Genomic DNA, 19,553 nt, shown 5'->3' on the forward strand with positions numbered 1-19,553 from the left:
CGTGACGGAAGAGCGGAGGCCGGAGACACCGGCGGAGGCGAATGGGGCGGCGGCGGTCTTCGTCGTCATCGGGAAGCAGCTGAAGTTACTGAGGGAGAAGGCGGGGCTGGGCCAGAAGGAGTTCGGCACGCTGGTCGGGTACGGCCCTGATCTGATCTCGGCTGTGGAGCGGGGGGTACGGACGCCGAGGCCGGAGCTGCTGCGGAAGGCGGACGAAGTCCTCGACGCCGGCGGGCTGTTCACCGAGGTCATCTCTCAGGTCGAGGAGGCGATGAGCAGGGCTCGGACGCGGCATCCGGAGTGGTACCGGGGTTATGCGGCGCTGGAGGCGCAAGCCGTATCGCTGCACGACTACAGCACCATGGGCGTGCTGGGACTGCTTCAGACCGAGGACTACTCGCGTGCGGTGTTCACCCAGCGGCACCCGCCTCTGGACGAGGAGACAATCGAGAAGCGAGTGGCGGACAGGCTCTCGCGCCAGCACATCTTCGAGCAATGGCCGTTGCCCGAGTTCAGTTTCGTTGTGGAGCAGGCCGTGCTGGAGCGGCCCATTGGCGGGTTGCAGGTACACGGGGACCAACTGAGGCAGCTGCTGCGGATCGGCCGTATGCGGAACGTGCAGCTTCAGGTGATGCCGACAGGTCGGGAAATTCACCCATCGCTAGGCGGCTCTTTCACCTTGCTCATCCCGAAGGGGAAGGAGCAGGTTGCGTACATGGAGGTCCAAGGCCACCCCAAGCTGATCACCGACCGAGAAGAGGTCCGCATCCTCGCCGCTCGCTATGGGATCATCCGGGCGCAGGCCCTCAACCCATATGAGTCCCTGGCCCTGATTGAGAAGGTGCTGGAAGAGCGATGACCATAGAGCAGTTGAACTGGTTCAAGTCGAGCTACAGCAGTGGTGGGGGCGGCGAATGCCTAGAACTCGCCTACACATGGCGCAAGTCCAGCCATAGCGACGGCGAGGGCGGTCAGTGCGTAGAGGTCGCCCCCCACCCCACCGCCATCCACATCCGCGACTCGAAGCGACCGGCCGCCGCTCACCTCACCGTCGCCCCCGCCGCCTGGTCAGCGTTCCTTCTGGGTGAGAAGGAACGCCTGCGGGGCTGACTCGCCGAGCCCCTCCTCGCGTTCGCGCACGGTGCTGGAGCGCAGCGCGAAGCCGGCGTCGGACAGCAGCTCGGCCATCCGTTCGGGTCGGCGCCGGTGGAAGTCGAGTACGACGGGCCGGTCCCAGGGCCGGTCGAGGCGGAGCGGGACGTCGCCGGTCTGGAAGGCGAGCAGGAGCAGGCCGCCGGGAACCAGCACGCGGTGGAACTCGGCGAACAGGCGCGGCAGTCGGTCCGCGGGTGTGTGGATGCTGGAGTACCAGGAGACGGCACCGGCCAGCGAACCGTCGGGGAGAGGCAACTCCAGCATCGAGCCCTGCTCGAACCGCAGTGCGGGATGCTCACGGCGGGCGATGGCGACCATGGACTCGGAGAGGTCCAGGCCGAAGACGGACAGGCCCAGCCCGGCGAGGTGGGCGGTGACTTCCCCGGGCCCGCAGCCGAGGTCGGCGACCGTGCCGCCGGGGCCGACCTGTTCCGCGTACGCGGCGAGCAGCGCCCGCTCCAGGGGCCGTTCGGCGAGCGGATTCCGGAAGTGCCCGGCGTAGTCCTCGGCGACGGTGTCGTAGAAGACGCGGGTGGCCGTCAGGAAGTCCTCGGTGTCGGTCATGGGCAGGGACCGTAGCGGGCGGCACTGACAAGGGCGGGCCGGTCGGCCTCATGGCGAGGGGAGCGACCTCATAGGCTGCTGCCTTCGGCAGTGCGTCTACATGGGGGGTAGTGGGGCGATGAGCCATGCGACGGAGGTCTTCCAGCCACTCCGGGCGGAGGATCCGCCCGTGGTGGCGGGGTACCGGCTCGCCGCCCGGCTGGGCGCCGGTGGCATGGGGCGGGTCTACCTCTCGCACACCCAGGGCGGCCGACCCGTGGCGATCAAGGTGGTGCGGCCGGAACTGGCCGACGACCCGGACTTCCGGCGGCGGTTCGGCCGGGAGATCAAGGCGGCCCGGCGGGTGCGGGGGGCCTACACCGCCGAGCTGATCGACGCGGACGCGGACGCCGTACCGCCGTGGCTGGCCACGCTGTACGTGCCCGGCCCGTCCCTCACCGAGGCCGTCGTCCGGCGCGGGCCGCTGCCGGTGGCCGCCGTGCTGTGGCTGATGGCGGGGGTGGCCGAGGCGTTGCAGGCCATCCACGCCGAGGGCATCGTGCACCGGGACCTGAAGCCGTCGAACGTGCTGCTGGCCGCCGACGGGCCACGGGTGATCGACTTCGGAATCGCGCTGGCCACCGACGGAACGTCGTACACGGCGACGGGGAACATGATCGGCACGCCCGCGTACATGGCCCCGGAGCAGGCGTCCGGGGGCGAGGTCACGGCCGCGACGGACGTCTTCGCACTCGGACAGACGGCGGCGTTCGCGGCGCTGGGCAGGCCGCTCTACGGCGACGGGCCGGGCGTCAACGTGCTGTACCGGATCGTGCACGGCGAACCCGACCTGTCCCTGCTGCCCGAGCCGCTGCGTCCGCTGTTCGCCCGGTGCCTGGCCGCCGACCCGGCGGACCGGGCCACTCCGGCGGAGGTCGTGGAGTGGTGCCGGCGGCGGCTGGGGGCGGACGCCGACGCGGGCGGGGGACCTGCCGTCTGGCGGGAGGTCACCGGGCCGGAGGTCGTGGTGCCGGCTCCGGTCCCCGATCCGACCGCGGTCGTCCCGCAGCCGCTGATCGGGTACGCGCGGCCGACGGCCGGCTATCCGGTGCCGCAGGAGCGGAAGGCCCGCAGACGGCGCGCCGCGCTGATCACGGCCGCGGGCGTGGTGGGCGGAGCGCTGCTGGTGGCGGCGCTGGCGTGGTCGGTGATGGACGCGAATGACGGCCTGCGTCGCCTGAACGGGGCCCACTCCACGGCGTCCGGTGCACAGGCCTCCGCACAGTCGTCCGAGCATCCTTCGGCGTCCGCGCCGGAGTCCTCCTCGGACACGTCCGGTTCGTCGGCGCGGGGGGCCGGCGACCGCAGCCCCGGGACCTCACCGTCCGCCTCGGCCGCACCCCGCGAGCCGCAGGCCGAGCCGTACGCACCGGTGAGCGTCGACGCGCAGCACTCGTTGAGCCTTGCGGACCCGTTGGCCGAAGGCAAGAACGGCAACAAGAACGGCAAAGGGGACATCCGCTTCGACTGCGCGGAGGCCGGCTGCGAACTGACGAGCGACACGGCCGTGTTCGTGCAGATCATGGGCGGGCACGGCACCACCCTCGACGAGTGCCGTCTGCTGCTGGGGAACTCCAAGTACCACAGTTGGAAGCTGGCCGCGGCGGCGGCCGGCTCCGAGATCTGCATCAAGGACCCCGCCTCGGGGGACATCGCGCTGTTCGTGATCCAGACGAAGTCGACGGCGCTGCCGGACCTCGCGTTCGTCCAGGGAGACCTGTCGGTCTGGCGGCACGCCGCCCGGTAGGCGTCGGCGGCGTCATGAGCCGCGCATCACCGCGCTTCCCCGTCCCAGGCGGTCACCCGGCCCGACGCGGCCGCCTGGCAGCCGAGGACGCAGACCCAGAGCCGGAACAGCAGTCCGCGGTAGCGCACCTCACCCAGCACCCGTCCGCTCGCTCCGAGCGGACGGGCACACAGGGCGCAGTCGATGGCCATCTGCTGGCGGGGCCGGAGCCGGCCGACATCGGGGAGGAGCGGGAGCGCCGTGACACGGGTCTTCATGCGGCACCCCTGCCGCGGCGTCCGGCCCGGGCCCCCGCCGCCCCGGCCGGCGGTGTCACACCGTCCTCGCTCGGTCCGTAGGACGGCGCCGGTGCCCGTCCCGCGCGCCACTCGTCGACGGCGTGGCGTCCTGCGGCGCTCCGTCCTTCGTCTCGTCGGGGGATGGCTCGGCAGTCTGCACCCGGTGCCGGGGCAGGGTTCGCCGGGGCGGTCTGGTGAGGGTGATCTGGCGCACCACCTGCTGGAAACAGGCCAGCGAGGCGAAACTCGGCAGGGCCGCGGCCGCGGTGTCGAGAATATTTTTCGGCGCCTGCGCCACACACAGCGCCATGGCGATCGCCGAGAAGATCAGCAGCACGGTCCACGAATGGAAGGCCCGGCGCTGATGCAGCGATGCCCGGAGAATGGAAAGCGACGCCACCAGCCAGGGGCCGAACACCAGAATGGGCCACCAGGACACCACACTGGTGTGGATGCGCGATGCCGCCACGAACCGCAGCGGGTCGTACGCGATGAGGCCGCCGAAGATGCTCACCGCGGAAGCGATGGCGGTCGCCAGCGCCGCGACCAGATAGCTGGCGACACGAATGGTGCTCGTGCGCTGTCGCGCCCGGACCTTGCGATGGCCCCGAAAAGGAGTCTGCACCGGGGGCAACTCCGCCGTGAGTTCCACCAGGGCGTCGCGATGGGCCTTCCCGCCCGGACTCGCGAGGTTGTCCTCGTTGCGCGCGGCCGGGATCCTGGGCTGCTGCTCGATGGTGTCCCGCAGCATATAGGCCAGCTCTTCCCCGGGGTCCCAGGCCGGGTCCGGGGAGGTGAAGGGCGCATAGAAGGCGTCGGTGGACGCTCGATGCTGCTCCTCGCCGCTCTGGTAGCCGTCTGAATACGTGACGGGGACGTCCGGGTAAAATCCCATGTACTCGGGATGCATGACCGGATTACTCATTCCGCCGGTGTGCCGCAGACCCACATTTCCGAACTCGCCCAGCGTCTCGAGACGTCTCTCTCCAGGGAGCTCATCGCGTCCATGAATTCCTGGAGGATCTCCTCGGTCACCTCGAGCGTGACGAGGAGGCCGCCCTTCGCCAGGGCTCCCTTGCCGGGGCCGGCGGTGTTGGGTGCGGGCAGGTACGTGTGGGAGCCGAGCCGCATGGGCTGCCGTGCAGTCGAATAGGCTCTCCCTGCGAGAGATTCAACTGCCCGCCCCCTCGTTTCCGTCGTCATGTTGCGAATAACGCCGCCATTCGAGGATGGATGCGGCAGCGATCGGGTGAAGGATTAGCCGGACAAGCACGTTGTTGACGTATCGGTAGGCCCTATATTTAGCTATATGCTGTATTAATAATGACCGGCGGCTCCTGCCGTCCGGGACACCGGCAGGGCTGCGGTCCGGGAGCATCGGCGGGGCTCAGCCCAGCCCCGCCAGCCGCAGCAGACCCGCCGTGGCCGCCGCGGCCAGCACCACCACGGCGAACGGGGCCCGGCGCCAGGCCAGGGCCACGCCGACCAGGACCCCGGCGGGGCGGGCCCAGCCGGCGAAGCCGCCGGACTCGGTCAGGGCGCCCATGGCGAGCAGGGCGACGAGCAGGACCACCGCGCCGGCCGAGGCCAGCTCCTGCACCCGGGGCGGGACGGTCACGCGGCCGTGCAGGACCGGGCCGACCAGGCGGAAGGCGTACGTCCCCGCGGCCAGGGCGAGGATCACGACGACCGTGGCGTTCACGCGGCGGCTCCCCGGGCGGCCGGGCGGCGGTGGAGGAACAGACCGGCGAGGGCCAGCAGGACCGGCACCCCGGGCGGGACGGCGGGCGTGGCCGCGAGTGCCAGGGCGGCGCCGAGCAGGGCGCAGCGTCGTACCGTCGCGTCCGCCCGCAGGGAGGGCAGCACCAGGGCGACCAGGACGGCCGGGAAGGCGGCGTCCAGGCCGAAGCGGGCGGTGTCGCCGAGCGCGCTGTCCGCGACGGCGCCGGCCAGGACGCCGAGGTTCCACACCGCGAACAGGCCGAGCCCGGATATCCAGAACGCCCGCCGCCGCCGTGCCGGATCCGGCTGGGCGAGGGCGAAGGCGACCGTCTCGTCGGTGACCAGGTGGGCGCCGAGGAAGCGGGCCGCCCGGCCCGAGCCGATGATCTCGGCCACGGCCAGACTGAACGCGGCCGTACGGGTGTTGAGCAGCAGCCCGGTGGTCACGGCGGCGGCCGGCCCGCCCCCGGCGAGCAGCACGCCCACCGCGCTGAACTGGGCTGATCCGGCGTACACCACCAGTGACATCAGAACCGGCACCCAGACCGGCAGCCCGCCGGCGACGGACACGGCACCGAAGGAGACGCCGACGACGCCGCTGGCCAGCCAGACGAGCGAGCTGTCACGGACCAGGGAGCGATCCTCGGCCGTGCCGGTTGTTCGTTGTACCGAACGCATGTTTTCTACAATGAACAACGCACGCCGTGTTCGTCAAGGCGAACGATCGTACCGATGGAGCGAACGAAGATGTCCGAGGTGCCCTCCCGGCTCCCCATGGAATGGATCGCCGCGTCCCTGAAGCGGGAGCGCGGCCGGGCCGGTCTGTCCCTGTCCGAGCTGGCCAAGCGCGCCGGCGTCGCGAAGTCCACGCTGTCCCAGCTGGAGGCGGGGAGCGGGAACCCGAGCATGGAGACCATCTGGGCGCTCGCGGTGACGCTCGGCGTCGCCTTCAGCGCGCTGGTCGAGCCGCCCGCGCCGGCGATCCAGGTGATCCGGGCCGGGGAGGGGCCCACGGTCCACTCGGAGCGGTCCAGCTACCTGGCCTCGCTGCTGTCCGCCTGCCCGCCGGGGGCCCGCAGGGACATCTACTACGTCTGGCTGGAGCCCGGATCCGTCCGGGATTCCGAGCCGCACATCCCCGGGACCACCGAGCACATCGTGGTCGCCGAAGGGAGGGTCAAGGCGGGGCCGCGAGGGGACGCCGTCGAGCTGGGGCCCGGGGATTACCTGTCGTACCGCGGGGACGTGCCGCACGCCTACGAGGCGCTCGCCGCCGGGACGAAGTTCGTACTGATCATGCAGCACGTGTGAACCGGGCGTGACCGGGAAAAGGCAGGAGCCCCGTTGCCGGACGGCGCGGGGCTCCTTGGGTACTGCACTCAGGTTCTGCGATCAGGCAGTGATCAGGCGGGGGAGACGTTCTCCGCCTGAGGACCCTTCGGGCCCTGGGTCACGTCGAAGGTCACCTGCTGGTTCTCCTCGAGGGAGCGGAAGCCGGTGGCGTTGATCGCGGAGTAGTGAACGAAGACGTCGGGGCCGCCGCCCTCCTGGGCGATGAAGCCAAAGCCCTTTTCGGCGTTGAACCACTTAACGGTTCCGGTAGCCATAAGCCCTCCTTGGGCTCAAAAGGGTTGCCCTGCTCCAGAACCTGCACGTGCGAAACGGTGCTGCACAACTGCATTCGTCTGAAAACTACGAGAGCCCGCGGTCACATGCTCCGCAGGCTCTGTACTGCAAGGGAAACCAAACTGCAACTTGCGGCGAGCCTAGCATGTAGGCGGCCGAATGCAATAGGGATCAAGATCACGTCACTCGGATGTTTGAACCCTCGCTAGCCCGTTTGGTGGCGGGGGCGGTCCCGGCACCGTACCGCACGGGGTCTAGTCTCGCGATGTGGACAATTCCCGCACCCGGCCGCGCGTCGGCCACATCCAGTTCCTCAACTGCCTGCCCCTCTACTGGGGGCTCGCGAGAACCGGCACCCTCCTCGACTTCGAGCTGACCAAGGACACCCCGGAGAAGCTCAGCGAGCAGATCGTGCGCGGCGACCTGGACATGGGGCCCGTCACACTCGTCGAGTTCCTCCGCAACGCCGACGACCTCGTCGCCTTCCCGGACATCGCCGTCGGCTGCGACGGCCCGGTGATGTCCTGCGTGATCGTCTCCCAGGTCCCGCTGGAGCAACTCGACGGCGCCCGGGTCGCCCTCGGCTCGACCTCCCGCACCTCGGTCCGGCTCGCCCAGCTGCTGCTCGCCGAGCGGTACGGCGTCCAGCCCGACTACTACACCTGCCCGCCCGACCTCAGCCTGATGATGCAGGAGGCGCAGGCCGCCGTCCTCATCGGCGACGCCGCCCTGCGCGCCAACCTCGTCGACGGCCCGCGCTACGGCCTGGACGTCCACGACCTGGGCGCGCTGTGGAAGGAGTGGACCGGCCTGCCGTTCGTCTTCGCGGTCTGGGCGGCCCGCCGGGACTACGTGGAGCGCGAACCGGTCATCACCCGCAAGGCCCACGAGTCCTTCCTCGCCTCCCGCAACCTCTCCCTGGAAGAGGTCGGCAAGGTCGCCGAACAGGCGGCCCGCTGGGAGTCCTTCGACGAGGCGACCCTGGCGCAGTACTTCACCACCCTCGACTTCAGCTTCGGCGCCCCGCAGCTGGAGGCCGTCACGGAGTTCGCCCGCCGGGTCGGCCCGACGACCGGCTTCCCGGCGGACGTGGAGGTCGAGCTGCTGCGGCCGTAGCTCCTCGTCACTACGCTGCTGCACATCGGGCGTTGGGGGGAGAGTGCGCCATGCAGCCGCTGGAAGTCGACGAGCCGGCCGCCATCGGGCCGTACCGGCTGCTCGGCCGGCTCGGCTCGGGTGGCATGGGCCGGGTCTATCTCGGCCGCAGTGCGGGCGGCCGTACGGTCGCCGTGAAGATCGTGCACCCGCACTTCGCGCTGGACGAGGAGTTCCGCGCCCGCTTCCGGCGCGAGGTGGAGGCGGCCCGGCGGGTCGGCGGCGCCTGGACGGCGCCGGTCCTCGACGCGGACCCGGAGGCCGCCGTGCCCTGGGTCGCCACGGCGTACGCGGCCGGCCCCTCCCTCGCGGCGGCCGTCACCGACGGCGGCCCGCTGCCCGCGCACACCGTACGGGCCCTGGGCGCGGGCCTCGCCGAGGCGTTGACGGCCGTGCACGAACGGGGACTCGTGCACCGGGACGTGAAGCCGTCCAACGTCCTGCTGACCCTGGACGGGCCGCTGCTGATCGACTTCGGCATCGCGCGCGCCATGGACGGTACGGCCTCCCTGACCTCCACCGGCGTGTCGGTCGGCTCTCCGGGGTACATGTCGCCCGAGCAGATCCTCGGCCAGGGCGTCACGGGCGCCGCCGACGTCTTCTCCCTCGGTGCCGTCCTCGCCCACGCGGCCACCGGTGAACCGCCCTTCCGCGGTGACTCCTCGGCCGCGCTGCTGTACAAGGTCGTCCACGAGGAGCCCGAACTCGGCGCCCTCACCGGCGAGGTGCGGGAGGTGGCGCGGGCATGCCTGGCCAAGGACCCGGCGGCCCGGCCCCGCCCCGCAGAAGTGAGCCGGCGGCTCGCCCCCGAAGGCGCCGCCCGCCTGGTCGCGGGCGGCTGGCTGCCGGGCACCCTGGTGGAACAGGTCAGCCGCAGCGCCGTACGCCTGCTCAACCTGGACACGGGGGAGGCGGCCCGGTCGGGGCCGGTGTCGTTCAGCAGCCCTTCGGTGGGCGGGGCGGAGGTTCCGGCTTCCGGGTCCCCGGTGGGCGGGGTGGGGGTTCCGGCTTCCGGGTCCCCGGTGGGCGGGGTGACCGGCGGGGTTCCCGTAGGGGAGACGGGGGGTCCAGGCCGGCCGACCGGCGGGGTTCCCGTAGGGGCGATCGATGGGGTGCCGGGCGGGGCTGCCGTCGTGCCCGAGCCGCGGGACGTGCCGCCGCCCGGCCGGGTGTCCGTCAGTGTGGCGGCGGCCTCCGCGCCGCCGGAGAGCGGCCGGGGGCGCCGGGTGAGCTGCACGGTCGTGCTGGCGGTCGCCGGTGCGCTGGCGGTGCTGTCGGTGGGGCTCGGCGCCCTGGTGCGGCCCTGGTTCGAAGGGGGCGGCGCGGACACCGAGGCGGGCGCCGGCCCCGGGCACTCCCCGGCGCCCGGGGCGACCACCGGCGGCCCCGACGCGGGCGATCTCCCCGGCGGTGCCACCAGCGCGGGCCCCACGGCGAGCGGTCCGGCAGCGGGAAGTCCCACCCCCGGTGCCGGGTCCGGCGCGATCCCGGACCGCTACCTCGGCACCTGGGAGGGCCAGGCCACCGGCCTCGGCGGCAACCTGCCCATGGGCACGTTCCGCGTGACCGTCCGTCAGGCCGCCGTGGGCGAGGAGTTGGGACGGCTCCGGCAGACCGACCAGCTCGGCGCCGTGTGCACCGACATCCTCACCCTGAAGAAGGTGACCGGCACCCAGATCCTCGTGACCTCGGTCGGCGCCGCCGGCAACCACGCCGGCTGCGACCCCGCCCCGCACCAGGTGGAGCTGACGCCGACCGGTGACGACCTGACGTACACGTCGGACAGTCCGGAAGAAGGGAATCCGACTTCGCGGATGTCAAGGGTCCGCTGACCGGCTCCGCCCCGCCCCTGGCGCCCCACCGGCTCCCGCCGTCACTACTGTGTCCGCGTCGGCGAACACCAGCCACACGCATCGGTCACGCCGAGCGCGCAGGACGCAACGGGGAAGGACGGGGAGATCCCGCCATGGAGTCACTTCAGCCGGACGATCCACGGGAGTTGGGCAGCTACCGCATGCTGCGCAGACTCGGAGCCGGCGGCATGGGCCGGGTGTACCTGGCCCGTTCACCGGGCGGCCGTACCGTCGCCGTCAAGGTCGTACGCCCCGACCTCGCCGCCGACACCGGCTTCCGTGAGCGCTTCCGGCACGAGGCCGAGATCGCCCAGGCCGTCTCCGGCCCGTACACCGCCGCGGTCGTGGACGCCGACCCCGAGGCGCCGCTGCCCTGGCTGGCCACCTCGTACGTGCTCGGCCCGGACCTCACCGAGGTCGTCGCCGCGCACGGCCCGCTGCCCGAGCACACCGTGCGCGCGCTCGGCGCCGGGCTCGCCGCCGCCCTCCAGGAGATCCACGCGGCCGGCCTCATCCACCGCGACCTCAAGCCCTCGAACGTCCTGCTCGCCGCCGACGGCCCCCGCGTCATCGACTTCGGCATCGCGCGGGCGGTGGACGGCACGCGCATGACCCAGACCGGAGTCGTGGTCGGCTCGCCGGGTTACCTGCCCCCGGAACAGGCGATGGGCAAGGACGTCGGCCCGGCCGGCGACGTCTTCTCCCTCGGCGCCGTCCTCGCCTTCGCGGCCACCGGGCGCAGCGCCTTCGGCGCCGGGGCCGCCTCGCACGCCGCGCTGCTCTACCAGGTCGTGCACGGCGAACCCGAGCTGACGGGCGTACCGCGCTCGCTCCTGGGCCTGGTCCGCGCCTGCCTGCTGAAGGACCCGGCGGGCCGGCCCGCTCCGGCCGAGATCGCCGCCGCGCTGGCCCCCCAGGGTGTCGCGGGCGTCCTGCGGGACTGGCTGCCGTCCGCCGTCGCTTCGACGATCGCTACGCACGCGGCCGGAATCCTGGACCTGGAGGCACCGGAAGCGCAACCACCGACGCCGGCCGGCGCGGGTGCCGCCGCCGTTGCCGTCGCCGGTGGGTTCGGCCCGGCGCCGACGATGACGGCCGGCCCGGGGACGCCTACGGGGGCCGCTCCGACGGGGGCCGCTCCGATGGGCGGTGGCTCGGTCGGTGGTGGCTCGGTCGGTGGTGGTTCGGTCGGCGGTGGTTCTGTTGCGGGTGGTTCGGGCGTTGGTGGCCCGACCGGTGGTGCTCCGGTGAGTGGCACGTCGGTGGCCGGCGCTCCTGCGGCCGGGTACGGATACCCGCCCGCGCCGGCTGCCGGATACGGCACGCCTCCCGCCGGAACCCCCCAGCACGCGCCCGGACAGGGAAGGCCAGCGGGCGGCACCGCCGTACCCGGAACCGTGCAACTCGGCGCCTCCGACCCCTCCTCGTCCGCGCGCCCCGGCCGCCGCCGCGTCCTGTCCCTGGCCCTCGGCGGGGCCGCCGCCGTCGCGGCCGTCGGCGGGGGCACCGCCTGGTGGTTCGGCCGGGACACCGGGGCCGACGTCACCAGCACCGGAGGCAAGGGCGGCGCCTCGGGTGAGCCCGCCGCCGAGCGCTTCACCACCCCGCCCGCCGGAGTGGCCCCGCAGCCGCTGTGGCACCGGGCGCTCACCGAGGACACCACCGCCGCCGTACCGCTGCTCGTCCACGACGGCCTGCTGCTGATCAGCGGCGACCCGCTGGTGGCGTACGACGTGAAGACCGGCAAACCCCGCTGGTCCAAGCCGGACATCGTGGTCCCAGGCTCCCAACTGCTCTACCGTGACGGCCGGATGTACCTGCCGGACGGCGAGTACGACGGCGTCGTCATCGCCCGCGACGCGGCCACCGGCGACGAGGTGTGGCGCAGCCGGCTCGGCAAGCACATCGACATCGAGGACACCATCGCCGTCGACGACCAGCACGTCTACGTCGCGGCGAGCGACTTCAGCGAGTCCAAGAGCGCCACCGAGTACCGCACGGCGGTCGCCGCCATCAGCCTCGCCACCCGCAGGACCGTGTGGATCCAGAAGCGCGACTGGGGCACCGACGACTACGACGTCGAGGGTTCCGTCTCCGGCAGGTACCTGGTCTACGCCGACTCCAAGTACAACCTCACCGCACGCGACACCGCCACCGGCGCCCAGCTGTGGACGAAGAAGGTGGGCGACGACTGGACCTGGCGGCCCACCGTCTCCGACGGCCTGGTCTTCCTGCCGGGCGAGAAGCTGACCGCCGTGGACGTGAAGACCGGAGCCACCCGCTGGACCCTGTCCCCGAACGGCCGCCGCGGTTTCTACAACCCCGGCGTCATCGACGGTGTCCTCTACGTCGCCGACCACGACCGCGGCGTCTGGGCCGTCGACGTCCGCACCGGCAAGCGGATCTGGCTGTGTGAGGACAACGACCGCGGCGCGCCCGAGGTGTTCCTGAAGTCCGGCACCACCCTGTACTGCGGTGCCCAGGCCGTCGGCGGCGGCATCGTCGCGCTGGACGCCAGGTCCGGCCGCAAGCGCTGGAGCTGGACCGACAACAAGGCCACCGGCGACCAGTGGCAGATCGCCCTCTCGGGCAGCCGGCTGCTGATGGCCAACGGCGAGGACGCCTACGCGATGCCGGCCGTCTGAACCGGGTAGGGACCCTGGGCGGACAGCCGGCGTGATGGGGGTGGGGAACGTGGGTGCGGTGACCACGGGGGTGCTGGTGCTCGTCGCCGTGGCGTGGGGCGGCGTGGCGGGCGCGTCGCTGCCTCGCGCCGTCTACCGCTTCGCCGTTCCGTCCGGCGACCCCTGGCGCGACCGCTGCCCCGGCGGCCATCCGGTCCGGGGGTGGCTGGGCGGCGTGAGGTGCGGGGAGTGCGCGAGCGGCGGGGTGGTGTCCGGGGAGTGCGGGAGCGGCGGGGTGGTGTCCGGGGAGTGCGGGAGCGGCGGGGTGGTGTCCGGGGAGTGCGGGAGCGGCGGGGTGGTGTCCGGGGAGTGTGCGAGCGGTGAGGCGTACGCCGGCGCTGATTCCCGGCCGGGCGCCCCCTCCGCGTCGCACACCCCCTCCGCCACTCCCCCCGCGCGGCACACCCCCTCCGCGTCGCACACCGCGTCCCCCGTCCCTTCCGCCGCTCTCCTCGCCACCGTCACCGCACTCGTCTGCGCCGCACTCGCCGCCGCCACCGGCACGCGGCCCGAGTTGGCGGTCTGGCTGCTGCTCGCGCCCGTCGGCGTGCTGCTCGCCGCCGTGGACTTCCGCGTGCAGCGGCTGCCCGACCCGCTGACCCTCCCGCTCGCCGCCACCGCCCTGGCCCTGCTCGGCCTCACCGCCCTGCTCCCCGAACACGCCGGTCACTGGCGCACCGCGCTCTACGGCGCCCTCGCGCTCGGCGTCGGCTATTACGTGCTGTACCGCATCAACCCGGGCGGCATGGGCTTCGGCGACGTGAAGTTGGGCGTGGGGACGGGCGCCGTACTCGGCTGGTACGGCTGGCCCACCGTGCTGCTCGGCACCTTCGCCGCGTTCCTGCTCGGCGCGCTCTACGGCGGCGCGCTCGTCCTCGCCCGCCGGGCGGGCCGGAAGACGGCCGTACCCTTCGGCCCGTTCCTCCTGGCCGGCACCCTCACCGGGCTGCTCATCGGCGCGTACACGGCCTGACGTCCTGGGTGGGAAACGGCTGGCGTAGGCTGGTTCGGTCCGTCCACACCCTTGACGAAAGGGACGTCCTGGTGACAGAGCAGGCCGACCTCCAGTCTGTCCTCGACCGTGCCGCTGCCGGTGGGCGGATCACCCCGGAAGAGGCACTCGACCTCTACCGCGACGCGCCCCTGCACGCCCTGGGCGCCGCCGCCGACGCCGTGCGCCGCCGCAAGTACGCGGGCACCGAGCACATCGCCACGTACATCATCGAGCGGAACATCAACTACACGAACGTGTGCGTCACGGCGTGCAAGTTCTGCGCCTTCTACGCGGCCCCCAAGGACAAGGACAAGGGCTGGACCCGCGACCTCGACGACATCCTGCGCCGCTGCGCGGAGACCGTCGAGCTGGGCGGCACTCAGATCATGTTCCAGGGCGGCCACCACCCGGACTTCGGCGTCGAGTACTACGAGAAGCACTTCAAGGCCATCAAGGACGCCTTCCCGCAGCTGGTGATCCACTCGCTGGGCGCGTCCGAGGTCGAGCACATGGCCCGGATCAGCGGTGTCCCGGTCGAGGAGGCCATCACCCGCATCCACGAGGCCGGTCTGGACTCCTTCGCCGGCGCCGGCGCGGAACTGCTGCCCGAGCGCCCCCGCAAGGCCATCGCGCCCCTCAAGGAGAGCGGTGAGCGCTGGCTGGAGATCATGGAGACCGCGCACCGGCTGGGCGTGGAGTCCACCTCCACCATGCTGATGGGCACCGGCGAGACCAACGCCGAGCGCATCGAGCACCTGCGGATGATCCGGGACGTACAGGACCGCACGGGCGGCTTCCGCGCGTTCATCCCGTACACCTACCAGCCCGAGAACAACCACCTGAAGGGCCGCACGCAGGCGACCCTCTTCGAGTACCTGCGGATGATCGCGATCGGCCGCCTCTTCCTGGACAACGTCCAGCACATCCAGGGCTCGTGGCTCACCACCGGCAAGGAGATCGGCCAGCTGTCCCTGCACTACGGCGCGGACGACCTCGGCTCGATCATGCTGGAGGAGAACGTGGTCTCCTCGGCCGGTGCCAAGCACCGCTCCAACCGCCTGGAGATCATCGACCTGATCCGCAAGGCGGGCCGTGTCCCGGCGCAGCGCGCGACGACGTACGAACACCTCGTCGTCCACGACGACCCGGCGAACGACCCCGTCGACGACCGCGTGGCCTCGCACATCTCCTCCACCGCCATCGCGGGCGGCACCGCCCACCCCGAGCTGAAGCTGCTCGCGTCGAACTAGGGGCGCCTTGCTGACGATCCACGCCGCCCCGCTGGTCCTGCCGGTGGGCGCGGCACCCGTCGCGGACGGAGCCGTCGTGGTGGACGGCGACCGGATCACGGCCGTCGGTCCGTACGCGGAGGTGGCGGCCGCGGCGCCGGGCGCGCGGGTGCGGCGCTGGCCGGGTGCGCTCACGCCGGGCCTGCGACAGTGGCACGCGCTGTGGCTGCTGCGCGACTGCTACCACCCCGACCCGCGCGAAGCCGGCGAACTGGGCGAACTGCCCCTGTACGGGGAGCGGCTGGCCGCCCTGGGCGACCTCGGCGAGACCCGCTGGGCGGGCAGCGTACGGCGCGGCCTGCAGCGGATGCTGCGGTACGGCACGACGGCGGTCGCGTCCCCCGGAGCCCGCTTCCGTGATCCGCTCGTGGCCACGGCCGTCGCCCGGTCCGGGCTGAGCGTCGTGGGTGCCGCGGGCGCCCCCGGCGGCATGCTGCTCGGTGAGCGGCCCGACCTCGACCCGTTCGCCGAGGGGTACGACCTTCCCGGCACGGTGCACGGCCCCTTGACCGTCGGCGGCCGGGCCGACCTGGCGGTGTTCGACGTACCCGACGAGGCGGCCCTGACGGAGCGCGGCGCGGCCACCTGCGTGGCGACCGTGCTGGCCGGCCGACTGGTGTACCGGAGCCGCTGAGCGCGCGCACCCAAGACGCTTGCGACGCCACTTCGAGAACGTCTTCGCGAACGCCCCGACTCCAGCAGGGCGAGGCCGTCGGAGTCGAGCCCCGACGGCATCACCGGAAGCGTGAACGAGACCTCCAGGTCCGGCCGTTCCTTCTGCAACCGCGCTATCGACCGCGAACGCAGGTCCACGGATGCGGAGTCGGTCAGTCCGTCGCCCTCGATGTCGAAGTCGGCCTGTGCGGAACCGGCCGTGTCCAGTGCCTCGCCGTAGGCGGCGGCCAACTCCGAGGCGTTGTCGCACACGGCGGCCAGCTCTTTTCCGGACGCGCCCCTGCTCTCGGCCGTCATGGAACAACTGGTCACGGCGAGCGCGAACGCGCAGGTGAACCCGGCGATCGGTGTCAGTGGGCTCCTCATGAGGCGGAATCTCTCACACGAAAATGTGGAATTCCCCTTTTTCTCGTCGAAACAATAGGTTGCAGGTGGCCTTCCTGGGTGACTCACAGGAATTACTGGCGGCTCACAAGAATTCCCGAGAAAACGTTACACAAAGGCTCTCTGATATCCGGGGAATGCAATCCGAACTCGTCATCGAAAGTCGCACCGCCGGGCGCGGTCACCGCCGCAAACATGGCAACGGGTCCGCCGAGGGACCCGTGTTCGTTGACACCACCGGACGCCGCTCGAAGGCGCTGCGCCGCGTCGGCCTGCTCCTCGGCGCCGTTGGGTGGAGGACGTCGCGGCACGCAGGAAGCCGAGGCTCCTGCCGTGACAGGCGGCTGCAAGAATGGGCGGGTGACCCGCGCTTCCCTGAACAAGCAGCCGCACGAAGTCGCCTCGATGTTCGACGACGTGGCGGAACGGTACGACCTGACGAACGACGTGCTGTCGCTCGGCCAGGACCGGCGCTGGCGCAAGGAGGTGGCGACGGCGGTCGACGCGCGCCCCGCGCAGAAGATCCTGGACCTCGCCGCCGGTACCGCCACCTCCTCGCTGCCCTTCGCACGGACGGGCGCCTACGTCGTCCCCTGCGATTTCTCCCTCGGGATGCTCCAGGTCGGCAAGAAGAGGCACACCTGGCTGCCGTTCACCGCGGGCGACGCGACGCGGCTGCCCTTCAAGGACGACACCTTCGACGCGGTGACGATCTCCTTCGGGCTGCGCAACGTGCACGACACCGATGCGGCGCTGCGGGAGATGTACCGGGTCACCCGGCCGGGCGGACGCGTGGTGATCTGCGAGTTCTCCCACCCGACCTGGGCGCCGTTCCGCACCGTCTACACCGAGTACCTGATGCGCGCGCTGCCGCCGGTCGCGCGAGCGGTGTCCTCGAACCCCGACGCGTACGTCTACCTCGCCGAGTCCATCCGGGCCTGGCCCGACCAGCCCGCCCTCGCCGAGCGGCTGCGCAAGGCGGGCTGGTCGAAGGTGGCGTGGCGCAACCTCACCGGCGGTGTGGTCGCGTTGCACCGGGGCTTCAAGGCGAGCTGAATCCGGCCACCGCGCAGGGGTCGCCGGGCTGGTCCAGCTCCCGTTGCAGTCCCCCTCCGGGCGGTGCGGGGATACGGGGTTCACGCACGCCCCCGCCGCCCTCGCCGTCCCCGAAGTCGAACCACACGTACACCATCGACTCCCGGGGCACCTCGGCGCCGGGCTGCGGGTACTGGCGCACGACGTGGTCGACGACGGCGAGGTGGAAGTCCGGGCGGTCCGGCGCGTTGAGGAACAGGCCCTGCGCCCGGGCCGTTTCGCGCGCGTCCACGGCCATCAGGCCGACCAGACGGGGGACACGCACTTCGGGTGTTTTGGGTGTTATACGCACAGATGTCACCCCCAGCGGTACTGGCAGGGTAACTCCCGGGCGGCCCACCCGGAAGGCGTCGGTGTCTTTCTGTGACAGATGACTACGGTGCGTCACCGAGGGTGAGTCGGAAACAGAGCGCCGGCTCGTTCAGCGTGGGGTGCGTATAGGTCTCCGCCCGCTCCATGCCGAGCCGCCGGGCCACCGCGACCGACCGCTCGTTGCCCGCCATCACCATCGCCACCACGCCAGGCACACCGGCCGCCCGCACGCGTCTGACGGTCTCCCGAGCCGCCGCGGTGGCGTACCCCTTGCCCCAGTACGCCCGCCCGAGCCGCCAGCCGATCTCCGTCTCGCCGACCGGACCCCACTGCGGCCGCCACGGCTGCGCGCCGGTGAAGCCGATGACCTCCCCCGACTCGTCCAGCAGCGTCCACAGGCAGAACCCGCGCTCGGCGTCGTGCCGCCGCTGGCGCGCGGTGAGTTCCTCGTAGCAGGACAGCGCCGCCGACCTGCCTCCGAAGAACCGCATGACCTCGGGGTCGTCGAACACCCGGTGCCAGGCGACGGCGTCCTCGTGAGTGGGAACGCGCAGCCGTACCGCGGGGAGAGGTCCGTTCACAGGGCAGCCCTTCAGCCGGGTGATCAATTCTGCTGAATAGACTGCCCAAGTCCAGTGCCGGTCGGCACGCATATTTCGAACCCTGGGGAGATCCCGCCGTGACCGAGCCCCTCTCCGACCACACCGCCGATGTGATCGTCGTCGGCGCGGGGCCAGCCGGCTCCACGACCGCGTACCACCTCGCCAAAGCCGGCCTCGACGTCCTGCTCCTGGAGAAGACCGAGTTCCCGCGCGAGAAGGTCTGCGGCGACGGCCTCACCCCGCGCGCGGTCAAGCAGCTCGTCGCCATGGGCATCGACATCTCCGAGGAAGCCGGCTGGCTGCGCAACAAGGGCCTGCGCATCATCGGCGGCGGCAGCCGCCTCCAGCTCGACTGGCCGGATCTCGCCTCCTACCCGAACTACGGACTCGTCCGTAAGCGCGACGACTTCGACGAGCAGCTCGCCCGCAACGCCCAGAAGGCCGGCGCCCGCCTCCACGAGCGCTGCAACGTCACCGGCCCCGTCGTCGACGACCGCACCGGCCGCATCACCGGCGTCACCGCCAAGCTCGGCGACGAGAAGCGCGAGGTCACCTTCCGCGCGCCGCTCGTCGTCGCCGCCGACGGCAACTCCACCCGGCTCTCCCTCGCCATGGGCCTGCACCGCCGCGAGGACCGCCCCATGGGCGTCGCGGTGCGCACCTACTTCACCTCGCCCCGGCATGAGGACGACTACCTGGAGTCCTGGCTGGAACTGTGGGACCGCCGCGGCGCCCAGGACCGCCTGCTGCCCGGCTACGGCTGGATCTTCGGCATGGGCGACGGCACCTCCAACGTCGGCCTCGGCGTACTCAACACCTCCGCCTCCTTCAAGGAGCTGGACTGGCGCGAGGTCCTCAAGGCGTGGTGCGCCTCCATGCCGGAGGACTGGGGCTACACCCCGGAGAACATGACCGGCCCGATCCGCGGCGCCGCCCTTCCCATGGCCTTCAACCGCCAGCCGCACTACACGCGCGGGCTGCTCCTCGTCGGCGACGCCGGCGGCCTGGTGAACCCCTTCAACGGCGAGGGCATCGCCTACGCCATGGAGTCCGGCCAGATCGCCGCCGACGTCATCGTGCAGGCCCACGCGCGCGCGACGCCCGCCCAGCGCGAGATCGCCCTCCAGCGCTACCCGCGCGTCCTCAAGGACACCTACGGCGGCTACTACACGCTCGGCCGCGCCTTCGTGAAGCTCATCGGCAACCCGAAGGTCATGCAGATCGCCGCCCAGCGAGGTCTGACCCACCCGATGCTGATGAAGTTCACCCTCAAGCTGCTGGCGAACCTCACCGACCCCACGGGCGGCGACGCGATGGACCGCATCATCAACGGCCTGAGCAAGGTGGCCCCGAAGGCGTGACCGAACGCCGGGGACCGG

The 19,553-nt window shown here is 71.9% G+C and carries 21 protein-coding genes and 1 pseudogene; 12 read left to right on the top strand and 10 right to left on the bottom strand.

The genetic code is table 11. From position 1 onward, the window contains the following. Position 1: 1 nt before the first annotated feature. Both ACIGYR_RS24250 and ACIGYR_RS24255 read left to right on the top strand, forming a co-directional pair. Entirely contained in the window at positions 2-859 is an 858-nt protein-coding gene (locus tag ACIGYR_RS24250; protein WP_399596669.1) for a helix-turn-helix domain-containing protein, read from the top strand. Beyond that, positions 856-1,110 (top strand): DUF397 domain-containing protein, encoded by a 255-nt coding sequence (locus tag ACIGYR_RS24255; protein ID WP_399596672.1) that lies wholly within the window; start codon positions 856-858, stop codon positions 1,108-1,110. Before ACIGYR_RS24250 ends, ACIGYR_RS24255 begins: the two co-directional genes overlap by 4 nt. Here the strand turns inward: ACIGYR_RS24255 and ACIGYR_RS24260 are convergent. Continuing rightward, positions 1,069-1,719: a class I SAM-dependent methyltransferase gene (locus ACIGYR_RS24260; protein WP_399596675.1), complete on the bottom strand. Its 651-nt coding sequence runs from the start codon at positions 1,717-1,719 to the stop codon at positions 1,069-1,071. The two genes, ACIGYR_RS24255 and ACIGYR_RS24260, sit on opposite strands and share 42 nt — an antisense overlap. 118 nt (positions 1,720-1,837) lie before the next feature. Here ACIGYR_RS24260 and ACIGYR_RS24265 point away from each other — a divergent pair, with 118 nt between their 5' ends. Beyond that, positions 1,838-3,505: a serine/threonine-protein kinase gene (locus tag ACIGYR_RS24265; RefSeq protein ID WP_399596677.1), complete on the top strand. Its 1,668-nt coding sequence runs from the start codon at positions 1,838-1,840 to the stop codon at positions 3,503-3,505. Positions 3,506-3,531: 26 nt separating this feature from the next. Here the strand turns inward: ACIGYR_RS24265 and ACIGYR_RS24270 are convergent, their stop codons facing one another. The 5 genes from ACIGYR_RS24270 to ACIGYR_RS24290 all read right to left on the bottom strand — a co-directional run bounded on the left by ACIGYR_RS24270 (position 3,532) and on the right by ACIGYR_RS24290 (position 6,183). Beyond that, a complete protein-coding gene (locus tag ACIGYR_RS24270) occupies positions 3,532-3,762 on the bottom strand; it encodes a hypothetical protein (protein WP_391848109.1) in 231 nt (76 codons plus the stop codon). Positions 3,763-3,817: 55 nt separating this feature from the next. Then, positions 3,818-4,693 carry a DUF2637 domain-containing protein gene (locus tag ACIGYR_RS24275; RefSeq protein ID WP_399596680.1) on the bottom strand — a complete coding sequence of 292 codons (876 nt, stop codon included), beginning with the start codon at positions 4,691-4,693 and terminating at the stop codon, positions 3,818-3,820. Between the two features lie 11 nt (positions 4,694-4,704). Next, on the bottom strand, positions 4,705-4,914 hold the full coding sequence (locus ACIGYR_RS24280) for a hypothetical protein (protein ID WP_399596683.1): 210 nt from the start codon (positions 4,912-4,914) through the stop codon (positions 4,705-4,707). A 256-nt stretch (positions 4,915-5,170) separates the two neighbouring features. After that, positions 5,171-5,485: an AzlD domain-containing protein gene (locus ACIGYR_RS24285; RefSeq protein ID WP_399596685.1), complete on the bottom strand. Its 315-nt coding sequence runs from the start codon at positions 5,483-5,485 to the stop codon at positions 5,171-5,173. Then, entirely contained in the window at positions 5,482-6,183 is a 702-nt protein-coding gene (locus ACIGYR_RS24290; protein ID WP_399596688.1) for an AzlC family ABC transporter permease, read from the bottom strand. Before ACIGYR_RS24290 ends, ACIGYR_RS24285 begins: the two co-directional genes overlap by 4 nt. 69 nt (positions 6,184-6,252) lie before the next feature. On the opposite strand from ACIGYR_RS24290, the gene ACIGYR_RS24295 reads away from it, so the two are divergent. After that, positions 6,253-6,816, top strand: coding sequence for a helix-turn-helix domain-containing protein (locus ACIGYR_RS24295; RefSeq protein ID WP_399598566.1), 564 nt, complete (start codon positions 6,253-6,255; stop codon positions 6,814-6,816). A gap of 92 nt (positions 6,817-6,908) precedes the next feature. On the opposite strand, the gene ACIGYR_RS24300 is transcribed toward ACIGYR_RS24295, so the two are convergent. After that, the gene (locus ACIGYR_RS24300; protein ID WP_161292216.1) at positions 6,909-7,112 is read right to left on the bottom strand and encodes a cold-shock protein; all 204 of its coding nucleotides are present in this window, start codon (positions 7,110-7,112) and stop codon (positions 6,909-6,911) included. Positions 7,113-7,398: 286 nt separating this feature from the next. On the opposite strand from ACIGYR_RS24300, the gene ACIGYR_RS24305 reads away from it, so the two are divergent. From ACIGYR_RS24305 to ACIGYR_RS24330, 6 genes are all read left to right on the top strand, one after another. Continuing rightward, positions 7,399-8,247, top strand: coding sequence for a menaquinone biosynthetic enzyme MqnA/MqnD family protein (locus tag ACIGYR_RS24305; protein WP_391848114.1), 849 nt, complete (start codon positions 7,399-7,401; stop codon positions 8,245-8,247). Positions 8,248-8,297: 50 nt separating this feature from the next. Continuing rightward, positions 8,298-10,118 (top strand): serine/threonine-protein kinase, encoded by a 1,821-nt coding sequence (locus tag ACIGYR_RS24310; RefSeq protein ID WP_399596692.1) that lies wholly within the window; start codon positions 8,298-8,300, stop codon positions 10,116-10,118. Between the two features lie 134 nt (positions 10,119-10,252). Further along, a complete protein-coding gene (locus ACIGYR_RS24315) occupies positions 10,253-12,784 on the top strand; it encodes a PQQ-binding-like beta-propeller repeat protein (protein ID WP_399596695.1) in 2,532 nt (843 codons plus the stop codon). Between the two features lie 58 nt (positions 12,785-12,842). Beyond that, positions 12,843-13,796 carry a prepilin peptidase gene (locus ACIGYR_RS24320; RefSeq protein ID WP_399596697.1) on the top strand — a complete coding sequence of 318 codons (954 nt, stop codon included), beginning with the start codon at positions 12,843-12,845 and terminating at the stop codon, positions 13,794-13,796. A gap of 71 nt (positions 13,797-13,867) precedes the next feature. Next, positions 13,868-15,067, top strand: coding sequence for a cyclic dehypoxanthinyl futalosine synthase (gene mqnC / locus ACIGYR_RS24325; RefSeq protein ID WP_391848117.1), 1,200 nt, complete (start codon positions 13,868-13,870; stop codon positions 15,065-15,067). 7 nt (positions 15,068-15,074) lie between these two features. After that, the gene (locus ACIGYR_RS24330; protein WP_399596700.1) at positions 15,075-15,740 is read left to right on the top strand and encodes an imidazolonepropionase-like domain-containing protein; all 666 of its coding nucleotides are present in this window, start codon (positions 15,075-15,077) and stop codon (positions 15,738-15,740) included. Between the two features lie 56 nt (positions 15,741-15,796). Here the strand turns inward: ACIGYR_RS24330 and ACIGYR_RS24335 are convergent. Next, a pseudogene (locus tag ACIGYR_RS24335) lies at positions 15,797-16,063 on the bottom strand (hydrolase); the annotation flags it as partial. Positions 16,064-16,525: 462 nt separating this feature from the next. Between ACIGYR_RS24335 and ACIGYR_RS24340 the strand changes: the two are divergent. Next, a complete protein-coding gene (locus ACIGYR_RS24340) occupies positions 16,526-17,221 on the top strand; it encodes a demethylmenaquinone methyltransferase (protein ID WP_399596702.1) in 696 nt (231 codons plus the stop codon). On the opposite strand, the gene ACIGYR_RS24345 is transcribed toward ACIGYR_RS24340, so the two are convergent. Then, positions 17,208-17,525: a PASTA domain-containing protein gene (locus ACIGYR_RS24345; protein WP_399596704.1), complete on the bottom strand. Its 318-nt coding sequence runs from the start codon at positions 17,523-17,525 to the stop codon at positions 17,208-17,210. The two genes, ACIGYR_RS24340 and ACIGYR_RS24345, sit on opposite strands and share 14 nt — an antisense overlap. A gap of 109 nt (positions 17,526-17,634) precedes the next feature. Further along, entirely contained in the window at positions 17,635-18,153 is a 519-nt protein-coding gene (locus ACIGYR_RS24350) for a GNAT family N-acetyltransferase (RefSeq protein ID WP_399596706.1), read from the bottom strand. Positions 18,154-18,251: 98 nt separating this feature from the next. On the opposite strand from ACIGYR_RS24350, the gene ACIGYR_RS24355 reads away from it, so the two are divergent. Then, positions 18,252-19,535 (top strand): geranylgeranyl reductase family protein, encoded by a 1,284-nt coding sequence (locus tag ACIGYR_RS24355; RefSeq protein WP_399596709.1) that lies wholly within the window; start codon positions 18,252-18,254, stop codon positions 19,533-19,535. The last annotated feature ends 18 nt before the right edge of the window (positions 19,536-19,553 follow it).

Source organism: Streptomyces sp. NPDC053076 (assembly GCF_044546845.1).
Lineage (GTDB): Bacteria > Actinomycetota > Actinomycetes > Streptomycetales > Streptomycetaceae > Streptomyces.